The organism is Micromonospora tarapacensis, assembly GCF_019697375.1.
GTDB classification, from domain to species: domain Bacteria; phylum Actinomycetota; class Actinomycetes; order Mycobacteriales; family Micromonosporaceae; genus Micromonospora; species Micromonospora tarapacensis.
In genome coordinates, this window is record NZ_JAHCDI010000004.1 from 4,918,015 (window position 1) to 4,939,592 (window position 21,578).

Consider the following 21,578-nt stretch of genomic DNA (forward strand, 5'->3'; position numbering starts at 1 on the left):
GACGCTACCCAGTACGCCTGGTGAGCAGGGCGGACGGCCGAAACGGCGAACGTTCACGGCGGAGTACAAACTACGCATCGTGGCGGAGTACGAGGCGGCGAAGGCCGCTGGTGAGGGTGGGGCGATTCTGCGTCGGGAGGGCCTGTATCACTCGCACATCCTGGAGTGGCGGGCCGCCCGTGACGCGGGCGCGTTGACCGCTCTGGGCACCCGGAAGAGCCCGGTGTCCGAGAGTCGGCGCCGCAGCGCCGAGGCGGCGGAGGTCGAGCGGTTGCGTCGGCGTAACGAGCGTCTGGAAGCGGATCTGGCGCGGACGAAGACCGCGTTGGAGATCATGGGAAAAGCGCACGCGCTCTTGGAGACGTTGTCCGAGAGCGCGGACGACACGCCACGGCCGGCCAGGAGGCGCTGAACACGGCGTTCGACGAGCTGATGCCGCTGGTCGGGGTGGCCGGGGCGTGCCGGCTGACCGGTCGGTCCCGCGCCACGCATTACCGGCTCCAGCAGCCGCCCGTGGTGTCGCGTCCGCTGCGGCCGAAGACACCCCCACCCTCGATGCTGTCGGCGGCCGAACGTCAGGCCGTCCTGGATGTGCTGCATCGCGATGAGTACGCGGAGATGTCCGTGGCGCAGGTCTGGGCCCGCGAACTCGACCAGGGCCGCTACTGGTGCTCACAGTCCACCATGTACCGGATCCTGCGAGAAGCCGGTGAAAGCACCGAACGCCGCCGGCAGGCCACCCACCCGGCCCGCACCATCCCGCAGTTGGTGGCGAAGGGCCCGTCGCAGGTGTGGTCATGGGACATCACCCGCCTCAAGACCGTGCAGCGCGGCGTGTTCTACCACCTCTACGTCATCATCGACGTGTACTCCCGCTACGTCGTCGGCTGGCACGTCGCAGGCGGCGAAGACTCGCTACTCGCCCGCGAACTCATCGACGACGCCATCGCCCGCAACGGCGTGCGGCCCGAGATCCTGCACGCCGACCGCGGCTCGTCGATGACCTCGAAACCCGTCGCCGAACTCCTCGCCGACCTCGACGTCACCCGCTCCTACTCCCGACCCCGCGTATCCAACGACAACCCGTACTCCGAAGCGCAGTTCAAGACCCTGAAGTACTGCCCCGCGTTCCCCGACCGCTTCGACTCCCTGCACCACGCCCGCGAGTTCTGCACCGAGTTCATCACCTACTACAACCACGAACACCGCCACTGCGGCATCGGCCTGCACACCCCCGCCTCCGTGCACTACGACACAGCAAGCGACGTACACGACCAGCGGCAGACCACCCTCGACGCCGCCTGGCGGGCCCACCCCGACCGATTCACCCGCCGACCCCGACCACCCGCCCTACCAACCACCGTATGGATCAACAAACCAGCAGCTCAACCCACCGAACTACAGAACACCTGACCACGAAAACGTCTCACTTGACTTGACAGGTTCCGCGGGGCACCGTGGTCATCGACCCGCACGGCGATCTCGTGCTGGACATTCTCGACCGGCTCCCCGCCGACGTCGGCGACCGCGTCGTGCTCTTCGACCCCGACCAGGACAACCCGCCCACGCTGAATCCTCTCGAGGGCGAGGACCCGGACCTCGTGGTCGACAACCTCGTCAGCATCTTCGGGAACATCTTCGCTAAGGCGTGGGGTCCGAGGATGGATGACGTCATGCGGGTCGCCTGTCTGACGTTGTTGCGCCACAACAACGTGACTCTGCAGCACATCCCCCCGCTTTTGAACTCGCCGCAGTTCAGAAGCGCGATGACGGTGGACCTGGACGACCCGGCCGGGCTGAGCGGCTTCTGGCAGTGGTACGACAGCCTCAACGACAGCCTCCGCTCCCAGGTCATCGGCCCCGTCCTCGCCAGGCTGCGGTCCTTCCTGCTGCGCGACTTCGTCAAACGCACCATGCGATACCCCAAGTCCAGCTTCGACATGGGCAAGGTTCTCGACGGCGGCGTGCTGTTGGTTCGGATTCCGAAGGGTGTGCTCGGTGAGGACACCAGCCGGCTCCTCGGCTCCCTGATCCTCGCCCAGGTATGGCAGGCCGCCACCGCCCGCGCCGCCACCTCATCCGAGCGGCGCCGCGACGCGACGTTGATCATCGACGAGGCGCAGAACTTCCTCACCCTGGCCAACAGCCTGGACACGATGCTCGCCGAGGCCCGCAAGTACCGGCTGTCACTCGTGCTCGCCCACCAGGACCTGGCGCAGTTCCCCCGGGACCTGCTCGCCGCCGCGTCCGCGAACGCCCGCAACAAGGTGTACTTCACGGTCGCGCCGGAGGACGCGAAGGTGCTGTCCCGGCACACCCTGCCCGAACTCGGCGAGCACGACCTCGCTCACCTCGACGCCTACACCGCCGCCGCCCGCCTCGTCGTCGACGGCCGACAAACCCCGGCGTTCACGATGAAGACCCGCCCACCGAAGCCGGTCGTCGGTGAGGCGACCGCGATCCGTCAGGCCGCAGCGGCGGCGGTACCGGCCCAGGACACCAGCGCCGTCGACGAACTCGTCGAGCGGCTCAGCCGCAAGCCCGACGACCGGCGCAACCGCCCGAAGAGCGACCGCAGCTGACCGTCCCCTGTCAGCCCGGCGGCGTCGCCCGGGTCGCGCACCGGCTCGTCACGGGGATCGTCACCGGTGACCGCCGGATGCCAGCCGAACAGTGCTGACCTGGGCTGTCAGTGCCGCACACACCCCCTGACAGACCCTCCGCACGACCCTCCTGCCTGCCAGACACCCCTCCCGATCGGGAGGGGACCCCTTCCTGCCTAGGAGCAAACCGTGTACTCCCGTGTTCCGTCCGCCTCCACCAAGCCGGATCCGCTCGCGGTCTTCGGTCGTATCGTCCCCCGTGACCATGCCCTGCTCGCCCTGCTTGCCGAGCACTACCTGCTGTCCACCGACCAGATCACCCAGGCGTTCTTCGACGCCCGCCGTACCGCCCAGCGGCGGCTCACGATCCTGCACCGCCTCGACGTGCTGCACCGGTTCGGCCGCAGCGGCGACGCCGGCCGCTACGGGTCGCTGCTCTACACCCTCGGCCCCGTCGGGCTGCAACTGCACCCGACCGTCTACCACGACCCGGCCGGCACCGGCGGCAAGCCGCCGCGCAGCTCGCTGGAACGCACCAAGCGGATCGCCGCCAGCGGACAGGTCAATCACCTGCTCGGCGTGAACCAGTTCTTCACCGACCTGATCGCCACCGCCCGCCGCACCGACAACCTCCGGCTGTCGCGGTGGTGGTCCGAGCAGCACGCGACCACGGTCTACGCCCAGGCCGGCATCCGGCCCGACGGACACGGCGTCTGGACGACCTCGGGCACCTCGACCGGTTTCTGGCTGGAGCACGACAACGACACCGAGAACCTGGCACGAGTCGTGGCCAAGCTGCGCGGATACGAGCGGCTCACCGCCTTCGGTCCCCGCTACCCCGTGCTGTTCTGGGTGCCCAGCCGGCGCCGCGAGGCCAGCCTGCTTGGCGTCCTCGCCGGGCTGCGCAGTGCCAGCCCGATCGCGACCGCCGTGCACGGCCCCGACCCCGCCGGCAGGGTGTGGACCCTCGTCTCGGATCCCACCCACCGGCGGCACCTGCACGAGCTGCCCTCCGACCACGGACCCGACACGGTCACCAACCCGCAGCGCTTCGACGACCTGTAGGCACCGGCAAGCCGGCTACGATCCGCGTCTGTCAGACAACAAGATCATTTGTGAGAGTCACGGAGTCTCACAGCGACCGCGGCGACGTCGGCAAGATCCGCGCCGGAACCACTCACAGCGCAGGTCAATCCCACTTTTCGGCGATCAACTCGCCGGACCGGCCTGACAGAACAGGCCGCTACCGTTCACGGCACTAACAGCACCTCATATATCTCCACCCGGTTCGGTCCCACCTCGGAACCACCGCCGCACCCACCGGTGCGCCACGCCCACCCGCCCCCAAGGCCGGTCGGCACCGCGCCGCGCGGCGACCCCCAGGTCGCACCCAACCAACCCGCACCACACCTTCCCCGCAACCGACCCACGCACCCAGTGGGCCGGTTATCTCCGCGCGCCCTGACGCGCCCACACGAAGGAGGACCTCCATGGCCAAGAACCCGGCCCGCAAGGCCACCCCGCCGGCTGCCACGGTCAGCACCATGATCGTCTGCGTTCCGGACGACCTGCCCCGCGAGTCCCTGACCGCGCATCAGCTCGACCGGAACTTCGGCGTGCAGGGCACCCTGTCGCCCCGGTTCTGGGCCAGTCCCGCCATGTACCTGTGGCAGCGCGGCCAGATGTTCGGACTGCGTAAGGGCAGTCCCGCCTACTGCGCCGGTGGACCGGTGCGACTGCTCGACCTGCAGGGAATGCGTCAGGCCGCCGGCATGGGAGCGGGCATCCGCCACCAGCTGTTCAGCCAGGTCGTGCACGGCACCAGGCCGGCCACCCCGTGGCACGTCTACGAGGCCCGCCACCTGGCGGACCCCACCAAGTACACCTACGACACGGCAGCGGCGGACTTCACCAACCAGCCCCGGATCAACGCGATCCGGATGCACAACGCCGCCACCTACGGCACCGGGCAGATCGCCCTCGGCGAGCTGGAGATGTACCAGGCCGGCTCCATGGCCTACCAGCACCACAGCGCGCTGACCGCGATCGCCGGCGACGCGCTGATCACCGCCGAGGGAGCCAAGCTGGCCCCGGCCAGCGACGCCATGGCCGACCGGGTCACCTACCTCGAACAGGCTCACCGCCTGCTCGCCGGTATCGACCCCGATCAGCGGCTGCTCGCCGTCGCGCTCTGACCGAGTCGGACAGGAAGGAGACAAGCCCATGGGCCGCGTCATGTTCCTGCTCGACGAGGTCGAGCAACTCGCCGACGCCTGCCTGCGCGCCCAGCGCCGGAACACAGGCGACCGCGAGGCATCCCACCCGGCGCCACCGGCGCTGCGGGTGATGCACGACGAGTTCCAGCAGATCTACCTGTCCGGCAACAGCACCTCCGTGGGTGAGCACCACCGCCTGCGGCCCGTCACCTGCGGCCTCACCGGCTGGCAGGAGACACCGGTGCTGGCCGGAGAACTCACCGGCAGGCACTACCGACGGCTGTACCCGGGTCGTCTCGGCGACATGCCGCTACGCGGGCCGGACAGCGACCTGCTGCACCTCATCCAGTCCGGCGTCGACGCCGGCTGGAGCACCTTCGTCGTCGACTACGTCGACGACACCGTCATTCCCGGTGTCGGCCGCGGGCGCTTCCGCGCCCCGCACTGACACCTCCGGAACCGATCGGGCCAGCAGCCGCCATCCCTTGTACCCGAAGGATGCGCGCTGCTGCCCGGTCGGCTCCGCCCACCACCTCGCCGCATTTCTTGACTTGAAGGGACACCCGCAGCATGAACTCGGTCTTCCGGTTCAACCTCGTCACCGCGATGGAACTCGCCGAGCACGCCGTGGCCGCCGCCGAACACGGCGACCCCATCGACGACGAACCCGCCGGCCCCGCGCTGCTCCTCGTCGCCGACGACGGCGTGTACCTCATGTCCAACGGCCTGCCGCAGCCACCGCGGGGTCCAAACCAGCCGGCGACCTCGACCGTACGGGCGGTCTTCGCCGAGCACCTCGGCCCCGGGCAGCAGACTCACGACGGCGACGACCTGCTCATCGCCCTCCCGCTGTCCCAGCCCGGCGACCCGCTCATCGAGAAGCTCCGCGCCGCCTCCCGCACCGGTCACGACGCCCTGGTCATCACCCTCCTCGACGACCAGCTCACCGTCGCTGCCACCCGAACGCCGCAGGCCCCGCGCCTCGGCTGAACCCGCCGGCCGCCCCAGGCAGGGGCGCCGAGCCCACGCCACGGCCGGCGAGACGGCCGCCTTTCCCTCTTCCGCCAGCAAACGGCACACCGGCCCGGCAAGTCGCCGGATCCAGTCGTGCCCGCAGAAGCCAACGGCGGCCAATCCCGGCCGCCGTCATCACCCTGCCTGAAAGGACCAATCAGCATGCCGCAATTGCCAATCTGCCCCATCTGCGACGAGCCGGTAGCAGACCAGCCCGTGCAGGACTGGACCAGCGCCTACCGCGGTGGCGGAGCCCCGTGGTGGCACCTGATCGACAACACGCCCATCTGCCTCACCGAGGGCGGGACCTACCCCCAGGCGGTGTTCGTCGAGGACGGGCTCCCCGCCGACACCGAGTCCCACACCTGGCTCGTCGCGATGAGCGAGCTGTTCGCCATCGTCGGCCCCTACGACCCGGCTCGGCTGGGCAGCGCCATCACTGCCGCCGACCACCTCACCCGCTGGCTGTTCACGGCCACCGGGCCGTTCAGCGCACTCCTGGCCCTGCGCACGCCGGCCGACGTCGCGGCCCTGATCGGACACCTACACCGCACCACACGACTGCTCGCCCGCGTGCACGCGCAGACCAGCCCCTACCTCCTCGACCAGACCCGCCAGCCGCACTTCGCCGGCCTCGATCCCGACAGCGAGGTCCGGGCAGAGGTCATCGACGCGGCCGACGACGTGCACGCAGACCTGCAGGACGCGGCCGACTGGAGCCTCCAGTCCGCGCAGGCCCTCGGTATCGCCTTGTCCCACGCCCGCAAGGTCGCTGCCCTGACCATGACCGCCTCCGCCGGAAGCGCCGACGAGCACGAATCGTCTGGGAACCCCGCCACCGGCACTACCGAGCCCACAAGTTCGGGCGACCCGCAGCAGGTGCTCGACACCAGCGGACGCCACGACGCCCACTTGGGCGAGCTGATCGGGTCAACGTTCGGCGACGAGGCCGGCTTCAGCCCAGAACTGACCCACAGCGCCGCACGGATCCTCGGAACCCTCACCACCTATCTGTCGAACTGCCTCGGCGCTGGGCGGTCCGCCGCCATCCCCACCTCGAAGGACCTCGCCGATCTCGCCACCTCACTGACGTACGCAACGCACACCCTGGTCAGCGGGCTGCGACACCTCACCGAAAGCCCACGCGGCAGCGAAACCAACGGTCTAGACGAGACCGACGCCGCTGCCACGCGTGCGTCACTCAAGGATGCCGTCGAAGGCCTGCGCTTTGCCGCAAACCACCTCGCCGCCGCCTCCTACACCGCCGCCGGCCTCGACCCCCAAGGAGATCAGCAGTGACCAACGGCGGCGGAGCGGGCAACGCCGGCATGAGCGCACCCCGCACAGCACCGGTCGACCGTGTCTTCGGCGAGCGCCCGCAGGGCTACAACCTCACCGAGATACGACGCGTCGACGGCAAGCTCCTACGAGTCCGGATCTACCGCGACTTCTACCCACACCAGAGCCACGCGCTCGTCGAGGTCCTCACCCCGGCGATGACCTGGACCGAGCTGACGACCGAGCCGGCGTCGGCATGGCACTCCGCCACTCCGTCCCGCAGCACCAGCCCCGCACCGCTCGACAACCTCGCCGAGCGGCTCTTCCAACGGGCTGAAGCGATCCTTCGCACCGAGTAGGGCCGTCCTGCGCCCGCGCGTCACCGATGACGCGCGAGGTCCCTCGTTCCGCTCGTGACATCCCGCAACGCCAACTCCGGCCGACGCCCGGCCGAACACGCGCGATCACCCGCGCACCCGGGCACGGCCGCACGGCCGTGCCCGGGACATCCAGGAGAGGAGCGATATCGATATGTCCAGGGGCCGTTCCCGATGGTCGACGCCCCAGCCGACCTGCAACCCCGAGGGTGACCTCACCGCATGGCCCGAGCAGCGGTACGCCTGCGACTGCGGCGAGGAACTACGACTGGTTCGGATGAGCCAGGGCATCAACGACTGGGCGCACGAGACCCTGTCCGGGCAGCGCCACCGCGACGACCGGCCGTCGCTACTGCGTGAAGACCCGGCCCGCTGGTGGGACGAGTTGCGTCGTCGCATGGCCGCCGGTGACATGCGCGCGGCGCAGATCTACAGCAGCGTGAGCGCCGCCGAGGACCTCGGATGGAACCTGTGGCGGCACTACCACCACCCGGCGACGACCCTGACCGACCGACCCGACCGGCAGCCGCCGTACTGCTGCGAGTCACCGATGTGGGCCAGCCCGGACGGCTGGGCCTGCCGTGTCACCCACCGCCTCTTCCGCTACACCTCCGCGACGCACTGACCGGCCGCCCGCGACAACAGCCGCATGTCGCCAGGGCAAGCGCCGCGCCCGGAGCACCACCGCTGAACAGTGCCGTCGCCCGGCCGAACCACGCGTGACCACCCCGCACCCGGGCACGGCCGACCGACCGGGCCCGGGACCCTTCGCTGAAAGGACCCGCCCATGGCGTATATCGCGCCCAACGCCCAACAGCTCATCGAGATGCTCACCGAGGCCATCCGCCGTCACGACGGCAATCCCGCTCTGCTCGACCGCGTCCTGGTCGACGTCAGCGGTGTGCGTGTCCCGATCGCCTTCGTCGACCTGTTCGACGTCACCGACGAGTGCCAGCAGACCGACTGCGACTGCGGCTCTGGCCAGGAGGACCGGCCCGAGGACGCCCCCAGGGAGGGCGTGCACTTCGACTTCCTCATCGGCGGCGACGTCCCCTGATCCCGCCACCGGTGCCAGCCGGTGTTCCCGGTGCCGGTACCGGCTTTCCTCACCCACATCTCGGCTCTTCACCCCGCGCCATGCCGGCGTCGGGGCCCACGCCATACCCGATGAAGGGAAACCCCATGGCAACCAGAACGATCACCGTGGTCACCGACGACCTGGACCACAGCCAGGACAACGTCGGCACCTACCGCTTCGCGCTCGAAGGCGTCGAGTACGAGATCGACCTCTCCGCACACAACCTCGTGCGGATGCGCAAGGCGTTCGCCCCGTACATCGAGGCCGGCAGGCGGCTCCCCAAGCGGCCCTCCCGTCGGCGGGGTCCCGGTCCCCGCGACGGCCGCTCCGTCAACGCCCAGCTCCGCGAGTTCTGGGCCACGAACGAGAAGCGGCTGGGTCTGCCCCCGCACCGCAGCCACGGCCCTATCCCGCGCGAGGTCCGCGACGCCTACCGCGACGCTCGCTGACCCACGCCCTACCGGAAGGAAAACAGAAGAGATGCGCGTCATCGCTCCGCTGCCGCGACCGGCAGGCAAGTTCAAGCCCGTCACCGCCGTCGCGGCGCCCCGCGAGTCGGTGGTCGTCACCTGGTGCCGGGAGATCGCGACGAACACTGCCACCTCCGTCGGCAGCCCCGTTGAGAACGCCGAGTACCTGCTGACGCCCTACCCCCACGGCTTCGCGCCGTACTCGCTGTACAGCTCCTTCGTCATCGCCGGCCGCACGGTGACGATCACGGTGCTGTGGGACGACCTGTTCCGCGAGCCCGGATTCGCCCTCGCCATCGACGGCCAGCCGGTGCCCCTGGATGCCACGAGCACCGCACGGCCGGCCGCCGTCATCGCCCACGCCGCCTGGCAAGCCATCCTCACCCCCAGTCCCGGAAGGGCTAGCTGATGGCACACCACCTGACCGCGGCGCCCAGCCCGGTCACGCAGAGGCGGCACGGCGGTCAGTCGCAGCCGCGAACCTGCCGGTTCACCTCGGCCGAGTGGTCGATGGCGGTGGCCGATGCCCACGCCTGACTACGAGCCCCGGCGCGGCAGCACGGCCGTGTTCTCCGGTCGGTGGCTGCGCTACGAGCCGGTCCCCGGGTTCGACCGCTACCACGAGGGCTACCGCGCAACGGTGCTCGGCTGGTGGAGCGGCGCCTTCGAGCTATCGCTCGACCTCGAGGCCATGACCGCACTCGCTCAGATGTTCAACGCGATGGCCGACTACGTGGGCGGTGACTGGCGCACGGTCGACTTCGACGGCCTCATCCTCACCATCGCCCGCCCGCAGTCCGTCGGCGGCGGCGTCCACCGCGCCGGGCCCACTAACGGCCGCTACCGGATCGGCTGGGGCCTGGCCTGGCTGCCAGTGAACTCCAACCGCTGCGACCGCGTCTTCGGCCACGCGTAGCCGGGCAGCCCCGGCAGCGCCAGGCCTCGCAGGCCCCAGCTTGCGCTTCGACGGCGTCCCGAGATCCGGTCAGCCGACTTGATCACGAGGCGCCGTCGAAGCGTCCATCAGTGCACACCACATCCAGGCACATCGAACAGCAGCCACAGGGAGGACAAATGGACAACCCGGAACAGACCACGATGCCCGCTCTCGACAAGGTCGCCGCAGCGCTGGCCGAACTCGGTCAGGAAACCGCCGCCGCCATCGCCGAACGCGCCGGCGTCGGGTACTCCACGGCCACGAAGAAGCTCCGCGTGCTGGAAGAAGCCGGCCAGGCCGAACCTTACCGCGCCGACGACGGCCGCACCCTCTGGCGCCGGGCCGCGAGCACAGTGAGCAGCACCGACGACGGCGACGCGCCAGCCAGCACGCCCGATGCCGAACCGCTCGACGCATCGACACCGGCCATCACCGAGGACGAGGGCCGCGAGCAGGCTGACGAGCCCTCCGCACCGGCACAGAACGCGACCGGGCCAGACGAGCCCTCCGCGCCAGCGGAAGACACCACCGAGCCGGACGAGCCCACCGCCGACCAGCCAGACGACGCTGACCCCGCGTCAACGGACGACGACACGGATCGGCCGACCCCACACGGCCCGCCGGGTCAGCCAGGCGGCTCCCCGACCGAGCCAACTCCAGCAGCCGAACCCCAGGAGAAACGCGACGAACCCGCCGACGCCGGCAACGTCAGCGACTCGGTCGTCGCGACGGAAGTTGCCGACCCGCTGGCGAGCACGGACGACTCCACCTCGGCCAGCGCCCCGGCCGAGGATCCGAACGCGTCCACTGACGGCAAGCCACGCCGGTCGAAGGGCACCCTGCGTGGCGCCATCCTCGACGTACTTGAGGCCCACCCGGACCAGCCATTCAAGACCAGCCAGTTGTGCCAGGCAATCGACAAGGCGAACGAGGACAGCGGCTCGGCGAAGGCCAGCGCGGGCGCGGTCGTCAACGCCGTGCACAAGCTCGTCGCCGACAACCTGGCCATCCAGGTCGTCGAACGACCGGCTGCCTTCCAACTCGCCCCGAAGACCGACTAGTCGGGTCCACCCCTGGTAGCCCGGGGTGGGCGTTGATTCTTGGCGGAACACGCCCACCCCGGTGCTCCTTCACATCAAGGAGCGATGTCGAGTGTCCCACCTCAACTCCTACCTCACCGCAGTCGGCGGACTCCTCGCCGGTCTCGCCGCCGCGACATCCCTGCTCGCCTGCCAGCGGCAGATCATCCACCAGCAGCGACAGGATCTGGCGGCCTGCCAACGTGACCGGTCCTACTGGCACCGCCTCGCCACGCACAGCGACACCACTGACCTGCCGAACCGCAGGGCGTTGCGGACGCACCTGGAGGCCACCTTCTCCCTCGGGGAACCACTCGGGCTCGTCCTCATCGACCTCGACCGGTTCAAGTGGGTCAACGACACCTACGGTCACGAGCACGGCAACGACCTGCTATACCAGGTCGGCCAGCGTCTGGCCACCCTCGGACCACCAGCGGCCCTGGTCGCGCACCTGTCCGGCGACGAATTCGCCGTCGTCGTCCACGGCGACGAGGGCGATGTCGAGGACATCGCCCGCGGGGCGTACGTACGCATCTCCTGGTCGCCGAACAAGGTCGGCGACCAGGAGGTGACCCTCGCCGCCAGCGTCGGCTACGCGGTCGCGGAACCGTACATGCTGCCTCGCGACCTCTTGCAGGCGGCGGACCAGGCGATGTACCTGGCCAAGGCCAGGCGCAGCGGCGCCCACGCCCACGACCCGAGCCACCACACGCCGCCGGGTGCCGTCACCCGCTACCGCGACCTGCGGTAACACGGCCCGGCACCACCCGGCGAGAGCCCGGGGAATTGCGTCCGATGCAAGAAGTGTCGGGGTGCTGGCCCTCTGGCATGGGGAACTTTAGCAGTCGCACCCGCCCCTCCTGGCGACGCTCCGAGCTGCGTGTTTGCCACGAAGATTGCATGTGATGCATGATTCACGCATCGAGCGGAGGGGTGCGTGGCTAGGGGTGGGTGATCATCCGGATGGTGCGGCACGGCTGGAGTTGGCTGCTGGGGTGCGGTTGTTGCATCCGGAGGATGCGGTGTTGCGGGCGATGTTGTCGGGGTGGGCGAAGCAGCAGCTGGGTGGTCGGCGGCTGGATCGGCGGACGATCACAGCGCGCGAGCGGGTCATCGACGGGTTCGTGGCGTTCACGAATGAGTACCCGTGGCGGTGGACCGCGGCGCTGGTGGACGAGTGGACGACGCATCTGGTGGCGGAGCGGCGTCTGGCCCGCTCGACGATCCGCGGGTATCAGGGGGCGTTGCGGCTGTTCTGCGACTATCTGGTGTCGCCGTACTACGGGTGGGCGCAGGAGTGCCTGCAGCGGTTCGGTACGCATCCGACGCAGGTGTGCCACGAGTGGAACACCGCGGCGCATCTGGTGGAGTACGAGGGCCGTCCGGGCCGGCGGCCGTTGACGCGGGACGAGGTGCAGCGGCTGTTCGACTATGCCGATGGTCGGGTGGAGCGGGCGGTGCGGCTGGGCCGCAAGGGGGCGCTGGCGGCGTACCGGGACGCGACGGTGTTGAAGACGATCTACGGATGGGGGTTGCGCTGCACGGAGGTGTCCCGGCTGGATCTGGTCGACTTCTACCGCAATCCGCAGGCGCCGGCGTTGGGCGGGTTCGGGATGGTGCACGTGCGTTACGGCAAGGGCACGCGCGGGTCTGGGCCGAGGCGTCGGATGGTCGCCAGTTTGATGCCCTGGGCGGTGGAGGCGCTGGAGGACTACGTGGTCAACATCCGGCCAAGGTTCGGGTTGGCCGAGCATCCGGCGGTGTGGGTGACGGAGCGGGGCGGGCGGTTGCGGCCAAGGGAGATCGAGGAGCGGTTCGCCGTCTACCGTGACGCCCTCGGCTTGGACGGGGACCTGTCGCCGCACTGCCTGCGGCACTCGTACGTGACGCATCTGATCGAGGACGGGGTGGACCCGAAGTTCGTGCAGGAGCAGGTCGGGCACGTGTTCGCCTCGACCACAGGCCTCTACACGCAGATCAGCGCGGCGGCGATGAACACGATGATGGACCGGGCGTTGCACCCGGTGTTGACGGCGGAAGGGGCGGAGCGGTGACGGCGAAGCTGGACTACCGGTGGCGGCTGCGGGAGGTGATGGCCGAGCGGGGCATGTTCTCCACCACGGACCTGCGCGGTCCCCTCGTCGAGCGGGGGATCGACCTGTCGGCGAGCCAGGTCTACCGCCTGGTGGTCGAGAAGCCGGAACGGTTGAGCCTGCGCACGTTGATGGCGTTGCTGGACATCCTCGGCTGCCAGATGACCGATCTGATCGTTCCGGTCGCCGCTGCGGGATCTGGCCGGGCTCGCAAGGCAGCCGCGGGCGGCGGGGCGCCGGCCGGTGGCCGCGGCGCCGAGGCGGGCGTGGGTGAGCTGCGGCCCCGGCGGGCTCGGATCACGCCCACCCAGCCGTGACAGCCGGGGCGCCACCACGGTTTCTGACCGAGCCCGGCGCCGTTCTCGTCGAGGTCGTCGCGGATGCGGAACCGCTGCTGGATCCGGCCGCGATCGGCTCGGTGATCGGCCAGGTGGCGCCGACGCGGGCTGAACTGCGGCGCCTGGCTCGGGCGCTGCACGCGGATCCGGGGTTGTTGACCTCGGGTGAGCCGGACGGGCCCCGGCTGTTGCAGGATCTGATCGGCGCGCTGCTCACCGTGGGCGCTCGTCACGTTCGGCCGGCGTCGTGCGCCCGCTGCCGCCGGATGCGGCCGCTACGGCGTCGCCTTGAGGACCGGCTGGTCTGCGCGCCGTGCGCGAATGCGGCGGCCGTGCGCCGGGAGGCGTGCGCCCGGTGCCAGCGGGAGCGGCGGGTGGACGGCCGGGACGGAGACGGGGCTCCGTTGTGTGCGGCGTGCACCCGACAGCAGCGCGGTGCGGATCCCCTCGGTGAACTTGTCGATGGCCTCGACCGGCTCGGCACGGGCCTGCCCGCCTCCGCGTTGCGCGAGCTGATCCTCGCAGCGTTGCCCCGGCCGCACCAGCGGCGCACTGTCACCGCGGATTTCGCCGCCCGTCCGACCGCACTGGCCGACAACGCCGCGCACGGCTCGCATCACCTGGTTCTGCTGGCCGAGGCGTTGATCGCGGCCGGCGCCACCGACGTCGCCCTGCCGGTCTGCCCGTTCTGCCAGCAGTCGGCCAAGATCCGGTTCGGCCGCGACGGGCTGCGCTGCTGCAAGCGCTGTTACGAGGCGAGCAGGTCGCAGCCGTGCACGCGGTGCGGGCGGGCCAGACCTGTGGCTGAGCGCACGGCGGACGGCGCCGCGTTGTGCAAGGCCTGCGGCCAGCGCGACCCCGTGAACTTCGAAACCTGCGCCCGGTGCGGGCAGCACGCCCGGCTGGTTCCGACCGACAGCGGTGAACGCTGCTGCCGGGCCTGCTGGCGGGCACCGATAGCGACCTGCTCGATCTGCGGACGCCGGCGGCCCTGCCACGGCGCCAGCGGGCCGAGCCCGCGCTGCGAGACCTGCGTCAAGCGGTTGAACACCGCTGCCTGCCAGCGCTGCGGCATCACCCGAGTCGTCTTCGCCCGCACGGCACAGGGTCAGCCGCTGTGCCAACGCTGCGCCGGGCCCCGCGAGCGGTGCGTGCACTGTCACCGGGTCCGGCCGGTAGTGGGTCGCCCACCGGACGGCCCGGTCTGCGGAGCCTGCTGGCGCCGTGACCCCGCCGCCACGCACCCCTGCCAACGCTGCGGCACCGTCACCTGGCTGCACCACTTCGGACTGTGCCCGGCATGCGCCTGCCCCGAAGTGCTGCGCGAGCTGCTCACCGCCGCCGACGGCACCCTGCGCCCGGCCGCTACAACGGTGCTCGACGTGCTGGCCGGCGACGACAACCCGGCGGCCGTGCTCAAATGGCTGCAGGCCCCCACACCCCGAGCCTTGCTCGCCGCCCTCGCCGAACAGGCCGGCCCGCTACAGCACACGACCCTGGACCGGCTACGCCCGACGAAAGCCGCCGACCGGCTCCGCGCGCTGCTGGTGGCCCGCGGCGCCCTTCCGGCCCGAGACGAGCACCTCGTCCTGCTCGAGCGCTGGATCGACACCGCGACCGCCGCCATCGCCGACGTCAACGACCGTCGGCTCGTGCGCCGCTTCGCCACCTGGCACCACCTGCGCCGGCTCCGACAGCTCTCCACACCCGACCGGCCAACCGGCTACGGCCAGATCAGCGCGGCACGCGGCGATCTGGCCGCCGCCATCGCGTTCCTGGCCTGGCTGCGCACACGCAGCACAAGCATCGCCACCGCCCAGCAAGCCGACGTCGACGACTGGCTCACCAGTGGCCCCAGCAGCCGCCACAACGCCAGCGCGTTCGTCAGCTGGGCCGTACGCCGCCGCCACGCGCACGACATCGACCTGTCCGCACGATCGAGCACCACACACCGGCGAGTCCTGACGCAACGCGATCAACGCTGGCAACTCGCGCGACGGCTGCTCCACGACAACGACCTCCACGCAGTCGATCGGGTCGCCGGGCTCCTCGTGCTCCTGCACGCCCAACCCGTCAGCCGCATCGCCGGCCTCACCGTCGAGCACGTCGAGGCCACCCCCGACGGTACTCACCTGCGCCTGGGCAGCACACCCATCCGGCTCCCGCCGCCCCTGGACCACCTGGTCGCCGAGCTCGTCGGTCGCCGTGCCGGGCACACCGCCGTGGGCCGCACCGCGGCGAATCGCTGGCTGTTCCCCGGTGCCGCACCAGGCCAGCCGCTCAGCGCGCAACAACTCGGCGCGCGGCTACGACGCCTCGGCGTCCCCGCCCGCACGAGCCGCAACACCACCCTCATGGACCTCGCCGGGCAGCTACCCGCCGCGGTGCTCAGCCAACTCCTCGGCCTGCACCTACAAACCGCGACGAACTGGACCCAGGAAGCCGGCAACACCCGACCCCGCTACGCCGCAGCCGTCACTACCCGCACAGCACCCGAGCGACACTCCTCCAGACCCGACCTGCGGTGAACCCGACTGAAGCCCCGGCCGGAGCGATGAATCAGCAGCAGTCGGCCGCCGCAGCCGCCGGCTCGCCGCACCTGCGCGGTGGCCCCGGCCCCGCCGCAGCACGCGCTACCGGGCCGGACCGAACGCAGCCCCGAGTCGCCGCGCACATCGCGGCAGATGTGCGCGCGTTGTCTGTTCGGTCCCGCCCAGAGACCGCCAAAGGCCATGGGCAGATGTAGATCTGCCCTCGTGCCTGACGACGACGGGGCTGGTGCATCGCTTCGCGCTACGGCTGTATCCGCTTTCGTGCGGGCAGGAGGGAGGCGCAGGGCAGCAGCAGGAGCGCGAACCCGACGGTCCACCAGAAGGTGTTCGCGTAGGCGTGAGCGCCGCCCGGGCCGTGGCTGATCTGTTGTTGGAGGATGACGGCTATCACGGCAGTTCCCAAGGATGCGCCGATGCGCTGGATGACGTTGACCGTGCTCGTGGCTCTCGGGATCGCGGTGGGCGGGAGTTGTTGGTAGGCGGCTGCCATCGCCGGGATGCCGACGGCCGCCATGCCGATGCCGCGCAAGAGCAACGACGCGCTGAGGAGCAGGTCGTTCGGCTCGGTGGGCAGCAGCGTGTAGGAGAGAGTTCCGGCAGTGGTGATCAGCGCACCGGCGGCCACCAACGGCCTGGGGCCGACGCGGTCAGCCAGCCGGCCCACGATGGGCAACGCGACGGCAGTGCCGATGCCTTGCGGGGCGAGCATGAGGCCGGTCGTGAGCGCGTCGAACCCGCGGGCCTGCTGGTAGTAGAGGGGCAGCAGGAGCATCGGGCCGTAGAGCGCCGCGCCGGTCAGCAACATCAACACCGCGGACGCGCGGAACGACCGAAATCGGAACACGCGCAGGTCGATGACGGGCGCTTTGGCGCGCAGTGCGTGCGCGGAGAACGCCGCGAGCAGCCCGAGGCCGATCGCGACCGGGACCGTCGTGTCGGCGGTGAGGAAGCTGGACTGCTCGCCGGCTTGTGCGAGGCCATAGACCAGGGCGAGCACGGCCGGTGACAGCAGCGCGATGCCGAGCACGTCGAGCGGGTGCCTGCCGCTGTCGACGGGGTCGGCGGGTAGCGCCCGCCAGGCCAGCACGAGAGCGGGTATGCACACGGGCACGTTGATCAGGAAGATCCATCGCCAGGACAAACCGTCGAGCAGCAGCCCGCCGAGCACCGGTCCGACAATGGGGATGAGGTTGCCGGGGACGGCGACCAGCGCCATGACTCGCCCGAACCGCTGTGCGCCGGCGGCCCGCGCCAGGATGAGCTGAGTCAGCGGCAGGATCATGCCCGCGCCCAAGCCCTGCACCACGCGGAAGGCGATCAAGCTCGGCGCTGACCAGGCGACGCCGCACAACACAGAGCTGGCCAAGAACAGCGCCAGCACAGCCAGCCACGTCCAGCGGGTACCGAAGCGGTCGACGCACCATCCGGTGAGCGGGATGACCAGCGCCATCGCCAGCAGGTACGCCGTGGACACCCACTGCACGGTGGAGACCGACGCTGAGAACGCCTTGCCCAGCTGATCCAGCGCCACGGTGACCACGGTCGTGTCCAGCAGCGCGGCGACCGCGCCGAGCAGGACGATCCCGGCGATGCGGAGCAGCGCCGGGTCGAGCCGGTCGTTAGTCGGCTGTGTGTCGGCGGACCCGTAAGATTTTGTTGGCATGCCAGCAGTATGTTACTTTGTTGGCATGCCAACAAGTTGGATGAGGTGAGATCATGACCACGGAACCCGGCGCAGCCGGCACCCGGCCGCCGCACGTCGGCATCAGCGTGTCCGAGGCGCCGTTGACCTCGCTCATGCTGCAGCTCGTGCGAGCACACGCCGCGATCGCGACCGCGATGCTGCAGCAGATCGACCTGGTCGCCCCGCAAGAGCTGGTCCTGCTATTCCTGCAGGAGCATGGGCGCACACCGCAGTCGGAAATCGTCTACTTCCTCGGCCGCGACCGGTCCACCGTCACCAACACCCTGCAGGCGATGGAGCGCGCCGACCTGATCACGCGGACAGCGTCACAGACCGACAAGAGGTCGATGGTCGTCAGCCTGACGAGCAAAGGCCGGCAGCTGTGCCCACGTATCCGCGAGATCTGGTCCGAACTGGAGCGGATGGCGTTCGGCGGGCTCACCGCCCAGCAGCGCGCCGACCTTGCTCAACTGTTCACCGACATCCGGCAGGGGCTGCCGCCGGCCGGCGGACCCTATCCAGGCTCGCCGGCCGCAACCGAGCACGAGGAGACGAGCCGATGAGCGACATGCCGCTGCAGCTTGCGGTCATCATCGCCAGCACCCGGACCGGACGGTTCGGCGAAACCGTCGGCCGCTGGTTCGTCACTCGGGCACAGCAGCACGACGACCTGAAGCTCGACGTCATCGACCTGTACGACCTCGAGCTGCCCGACAGTCTCGAACACAGCCCCCATGTCGCGGCGTACACCGCCCGGATCGACGCCGCCGACGCGTTCGTCATAGTGACGCCCGAGTACAACCACGGCTACCCGGCGGCGCTCAAACGCGCGATCGACGCCGTCCGCGCCGAATGGCGAGCCAAGCCCGTCGGGTTCGTCTCCTACGGCGGCCTCGCCGGCGGGCTGCGCGCCGTCGAGCAGCTCCGGCAGGTCTTCGCCGAGCTGCACGCCGTCAGCATCCGCGACACCGTCAGCTTCCACATGGCCCACAACCAGTTCGACAGCCACGGAAGGCTCCGTGACCCGCATGCCGCCAACACCGCCGCAGCCACAATGCTGCACCAGCTCGCCTGGTGGGCAAGGGCGTTGCACGCCGCCCGCGCAGGGCGGCTGTATCCCGCCTGACCGGCACAATCCAGGAGCATTCCCATGGCCATCGCGATCGTCTTCGCCGAATACGGCGACCCGGAAGTCCTGCACCCGATCGACATCGACCCGCCCACTCCCGCAGCTGGCCAGGTTCGCGTCCGGGTCAAGGCCGCCGGTGTCAACCCGGTCGACGCCAAACTCCGCCGCGGCGACTTCGCCGCCGTCATGCCCGCCGACTTCCCGTCCCGCATCGGCAACGAGTACGCCGGCATCATCGACCAGATCGGCGACGAGGTGACCGGCTTCGCGGCCGGCGACCAGGTCCTCGGGTCGGCGACCGGCCAGTGCTACGCCGAATACGTCGTCGCCGACGCCTCCGACGTCGTACGCAAGCCCGCCACGATGCCGTGGACCGTGGCCGCCGGTCTCCCCGCCGTCGGCCAGACCGCGCACACGGCGCTGCGGCAAATCGCCGTCCGAGCCGGCGACACCGTGCTGATCCACGCCGCCGCCGGCGGAGTCGGCACCATCGCCATACAACTGGCCCACCTCTCGGGTGCCACGGTCATCGGCACCGCCAGCGAACGCAACCACGACTATCTCCGCTCGCTCGGTGCGACACCGGTCGTCTACGGAGAAGGCCTCATCGAACGGGTCCACGCACTCGCGCCGGCGGGAGTCGACGCCGCGCTCGATGCCATCGGCGGCGAAGGGATCACCGCATCCCTTGCTCTCGTGCCGGATCGCCACCGGATCGGCACCCTCGTTGACGCCGAAGCCCCGAAAACATACGGGATTCAACGCGTCGGCGGCCGATCGACCGCGGCCCTGCGCGAACTGGTCACGCTGTACGAGCACGGCAGCCTGCAGCTCCCGATCCACGCGACGTTCCCCCTGACCGAAGCCCACCACGCGCATCGCGAGGTCCAGACCGGACACGTCCGCGGCAAAGTCGTCCTGACTATGCCGTGACCTGTCACTGACCCTTCGCGGGGTTCGACGTGGAAGGGTGCATGGTCTGCTCCGCCGGGTCAGACAGGCGGCCTAATCGTGTGGAGCCGGCGCGCACTCATCTCAAGCAGAAGCGAATGCGCCACGTGGTCGATGCCGAGTCGCTGGTGACGGATCGTTATGACGGTCGCCGACCCGTTCCTGTGAGTTCCGCTGAGTCCGCTGGTCGGCTCGCGGAGGTTGATGCATCGGACGGCACCCGGTCGTCGCGTCGTCCGCCTGCACGACGCTGTGCACGTTCGCCTGTACCTACCCGTGCACATCGGCCCGTACGTCGATAGCCGCAGCATTGCGCACCTTCTGATATCCGACTCTCCCAATAGAGTGCGGGGAGTGGCGTTCGATGTATGACCCTCCGGTGGTCACCGCGCTCGCCCCGGCATGGGCCAGGTCGTGGCGATCACGGTGTGCCGACGGGCCACGACGAGTTGTGGCTGCCCGGTAGCTACCGGTGGGGTGGTGCCGTGCGGGTGGACCGTGATCTCCGGAGCGGGTGCGTGTCGGTAGTCACGATCCCAGACGGCGATGAGGTTAAGCAGGTCGGCGGTGAGCGCATGCGCGTCGGGGCCGAAGCCGTGAGCGCCGAACTGCCACCGGTCATCGCCGATTTTGCGCATGGTCAGGTAGGCGAGGCTGCCGGACGTGAGCAGGGTCGGGCAGGTGAACCGGTCCTGCGGGTCGACCAGGCCCTCGGTACGTTGCCGGTCGACGGCGAGGGCACCGAACGGGCGGGGCTGGCTGGACAGCCACAGGTGCAAGCGTTCGAACGACTCAAGCTCGTGCATGGTTATGGTGACCGGCGACCACACATCCCGTCGCGGCTGGTCGAGGGCAGCAGTGAGAGCGCCGGCATCCACCTCGGTCGGATCGTCGAGCAGCAGGACGATGTCGTTGCCGCGCAGCGGCACCCGGCGGGCGAGCTGGCTGCCGTTGCCCTGCATCGCGACGAAGCCACATTGCAGGGCTGCGGTCGCGACGAGATGATCACCGGATCGCCGCAGAGTGAGATAGCGAGTCAGCGTCCGCATCCGCATCGGAACGACGATCCTGCCGCTCGGAGCGAGTTGCTCGATCCAGGACGGGGCGATGTCGCCGGCCTCAACGGACACGATGATCGCGTCGAACGGCGCTCCCGGTGGGTGGCCGAGATTGCCGTCGCCGTGCACGACCTGAACCTGGGGGTAGCCGGCCCGGTCGAGGTAGGTGCGGGCCTTGCCGGTGATGTCGGCGTCAATGTCGACGGTGACCACGTGCCCGTCCGGGCCGACTAGTTCGGCCATCAAGGCCGCCTGGAAACCGCCGGAGCCGACCTCGAGGGCGCGTGCGCCCGGCCGCAGATCGGCCTGCTCTAGGGCATATGCCTGGAGATATGGCGCCGAGACGGTGCTGGTCGACTTGCCGTCGGGCCCGCGCTTGGTCACGACGATCGTATCCTCGTACGCCTGTTGTGGGGTGACCGTGTCCGGCACGAACAGGTGCCGGGGCACCGTCCGGAAGGCGTGCTCGATCGCTGGTGTGCAGATCCAGTTCTTCGCTCTCAGGGTTGCTACCAGGTCGGCGCGGAGCCGGTCCGGTGAGGTGCTCTCGACCGTGGTGTCCACTCCTGCTGTCCTTTCCGGAGGTGTTCATCTGCGTGATGCGGGGTGTCGGGCGCGGGTGCGGGTGCGGCAAAGCCGCTACCGTCCGCGTCACTGGTGGGTGTTGAGCACGCCGTCGGGCAGGGCCGGGAGCGGCCAGTCGGCCGGTACCCGCCACGGG

At 70.0% G+C, this 21,578-nt stretch carries 23 protein-coding genes and 1 pseudogene; 22 read left to right on the forward strand and 2 right to left on the reverse strand.

From position 1 onward, the window contains the following. Positions 1–79: 79 nt before the first annotated feature. From KIF24_RS28520 to KIF24_RS28610, 19 genes and pseudogenes are all read left to right on the forward strand, one after another. Positions 80–412 carry a hypothetical protein gene (locus KIF24_RS28520; protein ID WP_221086650.1) on the forward strand — a complete coding sequence of 111 codons (333 nt, stop codon included), beginning with the start codon at positions 80–82 and terminating at the stop codon, positions 410–412. 20 nt (positions 413–432) lie between these two features. Next, positions 433–1,413: an IS3 family transposase gene (locus tag KIF24_RS28525; RefSeq protein ID WP_221086651.1), complete on the forward strand. Its 981-nt coding sequence runs from the start codon at positions 433–435 to the stop codon at positions 1,411–1,413. Positions 1,414–1,448: 35 nt separating this feature from the next. After that, positions 1,449–2,582 (forward strand): annotated as a pseudogene (locus tag KIF24_RS28530) (type IV secretory system conjugative DNA transfer family protein); the annotation flags it as partial. 210 nt (positions 2,583–2,792) lie between these two features. Continuing rightward, positions 2,793–3,668 carry a replication-relaxation family protein gene (locus KIF24_RS28535; protein WP_221086652.1) on the forward strand — a complete coding sequence of 292 codons (876 nt, stop codon included), beginning with the start codon at positions 2,793–2,795 and terminating at the stop codon, positions 3,666–3,668. A 425-nt stretch (positions 3,669–4,093) separates the two neighbouring features. Then, positions 4,094–4,798, forward strand: coding sequence for a hypothetical protein (locus tag KIF24_RS28540; RefSeq protein ID WP_221086653.1), 705 nt, complete (start codon positions 4,094–4,096; stop codon positions 4,796–4,798). Between the two features lie 28 nt (positions 4,799–4,826). Further along, entirely contained in the window at positions 4,827–5,267 is a 441-nt protein-coding gene (locus KIF24_RS28545) for a hypothetical protein (protein WP_221086654.1), read from the forward strand. 122 nt (positions 5,268–5,389) lie between these two features. After that, positions 5,390–5,809, forward strand: a complete 420-nt coding sequence (locus KIF24_RS28550) for a DUF3085 domain-containing protein (RefSeq protein WP_221086655.1) — start codon at positions 5,390–5,392, stop codon at positions 5,807–5,809. 186 nt (positions 5,810–5,995) lie between these two features. Beyond that, positions 5,996–7,132 (forward strand): hypothetical protein, encoded by a 1,137-nt coding sequence (locus KIF24_RS28555; RefSeq protein WP_221086656.1) that lies wholly within the window; start codon positions 5,996–5,998, stop codon positions 7,130–7,132. Then, positions 7,129–7,470 (forward strand): hypothetical protein, encoded by a 342-nt coding sequence (locus KIF24_RS28560; RefSeq protein WP_221086657.1) that lies wholly within the window; start codon positions 7,129–7,131, stop codon positions 7,468–7,470. The genes KIF24_RS28555 and KIF24_RS28560 overlap by 4 nt, the downstream gene beginning before the upstream one ends. 172 nt (positions 7,471–7,642) lie before the next feature. Next, positions 7,643–8,113, forward strand: a complete 471-nt coding sequence (locus KIF24_RS28565) for a hypothetical protein (protein WP_221086658.1) — start codon at positions 7,643–7,645, stop codon at positions 8,111–8,113. Positions 8,114–8,275: 162 nt separating this feature from the next. Next, positions 8,276–8,545: a hypothetical protein gene (locus tag KIF24_RS28570; RefSeq protein WP_221086659.1), complete on the forward strand. Its 270-nt coding sequence runs from the start codon at positions 8,276–8,278 to the stop codon at positions 8,543–8,545. Between the two features lie 125 nt (positions 8,546–8,670). Continuing rightward, complete coding sequence (locus tag KIF24_RS28575; protein WP_221086660.1) at positions 8,671–9,015, forward strand: histone-like nucleoid-structuring protein Lsr2; 345 nt, start codon at positions 8,671–8,673, stop codon at positions 9,013–9,015. A gap of 31 nt (positions 9,016–9,046) precedes the next feature. Beyond that, positions 9,047–9,445, forward strand: coding sequence for a hypothetical protein (locus KIF24_RS28580; RefSeq protein WP_221086661.1), 399 nt, complete (start codon positions 9,047–9,049; stop codon positions 9,443–9,445). Positions 9,446–9,559: 114 nt separating this feature from the next. After that, on the forward strand, positions 9,560–9,952 hold the full coding sequence (locus tag KIF24_RS28585) for a hypothetical protein (protein WP_221086662.1): 393 nt from the start codon (positions 9,560–9,562) through the stop codon (positions 9,950–9,952). 158 nt (positions 9,953–10,110) lie between these two features. Then, a complete protein-coding gene (locus tag KIF24_RS28590) occupies positions 10,111–11,034 on the forward strand; it encodes a MarR family transcriptional regulator (RefSeq protein WP_221086663.1) in 924 nt (307 codons plus the stop codon). 91 nt (positions 11,035–11,125) lie between these two features. Beyond that, complete coding sequence (locus KIF24_RS28595; protein ID WP_221086664.1) at positions 11,126–11,803, forward strand: diguanylate cyclase domain-containing protein; 678 nt, start codon at positions 11,126–11,128, stop codon at positions 11,801–11,803. A 196-nt stretch (positions 11,804–11,999) separates the two neighbouring features. After that, complete coding sequence (locus tag KIF24_RS28600; RefSeq protein ID WP_331461314.1) at positions 12,000–13,106, forward strand: tyrosine-type recombinase/integrase; 1,107 nt, start codon at positions 12,000–12,002, stop codon at positions 13,104–13,106. Further along, a complete protein-coding gene (locus tag KIF24_RS28605) occupies positions 13,103–13,462 on the forward strand; it encodes a helix-turn-helix domain-containing protein (RefSeq protein WP_221086666.1) in 360 nt (119 codons plus the stop codon). The genes KIF24_RS28600 and KIF24_RS28605 overlap by 4 nt, the downstream gene beginning before the upstream one ends. Further along, a complete protein-coding gene (locus KIF24_RS28610) occupies positions 13,459–16,011 on the forward strand; it encodes a hypothetical protein (RefSeq protein WP_221086667.1) in 2,553 nt (850 codons plus the stop codon). The genes KIF24_RS28605 and KIF24_RS28610 overlap by 4 nt, the downstream gene beginning before the upstream one ends. Before the next feature lie 265 nt (positions 16,012–16,276). Here the strand turns inward: KIF24_RS28610 and KIF24_RS28615 are convergent, their stop codons facing one another. Continuing rightward, the gene (locus KIF24_RS28615) at positions 16,277–17,698 is read right to left on the reverse strand and encodes a DHA2 family efflux MFS transporter permease subunit (RefSeq protein ID WP_221086668.1); all 1,422 of its coding nucleotides are present in this window, start codon (positions 17,696–17,698) and stop codon (positions 16,277–16,279) included. A 53-nt stretch (positions 17,699–17,751) separates the two neighbouring features. Between KIF24_RS28615 and KIF24_RS28620 the strand changes: the two genes are divergently transcribed. Genes KIF24_RS28620 through KIF24_RS28630 form a run of 3 tightly spaced genes read left to right on the forward strand, consistent with a single transcriptional unit; the run spans position 17,752 to position 19,781 of the window. Continuing rightward, positions 17,752–18,282, forward strand: a complete 531-nt coding sequence (locus tag KIF24_RS28620; RefSeq protein WP_221086669.1) for a MarR family winged helix-turn-helix transcriptional regulator — start codon at positions 17,752–17,754, stop codon at positions 18,280–18,282. After that, on the forward strand, positions 18,279–18,845 hold the full coding sequence (locus tag KIF24_RS28625) for an NADPH-dependent FMN reductase (RefSeq protein ID WP_221086670.1): 567 nt from the start codon (positions 18,279–18,281) through the stop codon (positions 18,843–18,845). The genes KIF24_RS28620 and KIF24_RS28625 overlap by 4 nt, the downstream gene beginning before the upstream one ends. 24 nt (positions 18,846–18,869) lie before the next feature. After that, entirely contained in the window at positions 18,870–19,781 is a 912-nt protein-coding gene (locus tag KIF24_RS28630) for an NADP-dependent oxidoreductase (RefSeq protein ID WP_221086671.1), read from the forward strand. A 401-nt stretch (positions 19,782–20,182) separates the two neighbouring features. On the opposite strand, the gene fxlM is transcribed toward KIF24_RS28630, so the two are convergent. Further along, positions 20,183–21,421 carry a methyltransferase, FxLD system gene (gene fxlM / locus KIF24_RS28635; RefSeq protein ID WP_221086672.1) on the reverse strand — a complete coding sequence of 413 codons (1,239 nt, stop codon included), beginning with the start codon at positions 21,419–21,421 and terminating at the stop codon, positions 20,183–20,185. Between the last annotated feature and the right edge of the window lie 157 nt (positions 21,422–21,578).

Coding starts and splice junctions, on each gene's coding strand:
- KIF24_RS28525 (WP_221086651.1), top strand. CDS start 433: ATGCCGCTGGTCGGGGTGGCCGGGGCGTGCCGGCTGACCGGTCGGTCC.
- KIF24_RS28540 (WP_221086653.1), top strand. CDS start 4,094: ATGGCCAAGAACCCGGCCCGCAAGGCCACCCCGCCGGCTGCCACGGTC.
- KIF24_RS28545 (WP_221086654.1), top strand. CDS start 4,827: ATGGGCCGCGTCATGTTCCTGCTCGACGAGGTCGAGCAACTCGCCGAC.
- KIF24_RS28550 (WP_221086655.1), top strand. CDS start 5,390: ATGAACTCGGTCTTCCGGTTCAACCTCGTCACCGCGATGGAACTCGCC.
- KIF24_RS28555 (WP_221086656.1), top strand. CDS start 5,996: ATGCCGCAATTGCCAATCTGCCCCATCTGCGACGAGCCGGTAGCAGAC.
- KIF24_RS28565 (WP_221086658.1), top strand. CDS start 7,643: ATGTCCAGGGGCCGTTCCCGATGGTCGACGCCCCAGCCGACCTGCAAC.
- KIF24_RS28570 (WP_221086659.1), top strand. CDS start 8,276: ATGGCGTATATCGCGCCCAACGCCCAACAGCTCATCGAGATGCTCACC.
- KIF24_RS28575 (WP_221086660.1), top strand. CDS start 8,671: ATGGCAACCAGAACGATCACCGTGGTCACCGACGACCTGGACCACAGC.
- KIF24_RS28580 (WP_221086661.1), top strand. CDS start 9,047: ATGCGCGTCATCGCTCCGCTGCCGCGACCGGCAGGCAAGTTCAAGCCC.
- KIF24_RS28585 (WP_221086662.1), top strand. CDS start 9,560: ATGCCCACGCCTGACTACGAGCCCCGGCGCGGCAGCACGGCCGTGTTC.
- KIF24_RS28590 (WP_221086663.1), top strand. CDS start 10,111: ATGGACAACCCGGAACAGACCACGATGCCCGCTCTCGACAAGGTCGCC.
- KIF24_RS28615 (WP_221086668.1), bottom strand. CDS start 17,698: ATGCCAACAAAATCTTACGGGTCCGCCGACACACAGCCGACTAACGAC.
- KIF24_RS28620 (WP_221086669.1), top strand. CDS start 17,752: ATGACCACGGAACCCGGCGCAGCCGGCACCCGGCCGCCGCACGTCGGC.
- KIF24_RS28625 (WP_221086670.1), top strand. CDS start 18,279: ATGAGCGACATGCCGCTGCAGCTTGCGGTCATCATCGCCAGCACCCGG.
- KIF24_RS28630 (WP_221086671.1), top strand. CDS start 18,870: ATGGCCATCGCGATCGTCTTCGCCGAATACGGCGACCCGGAAGTCCTG.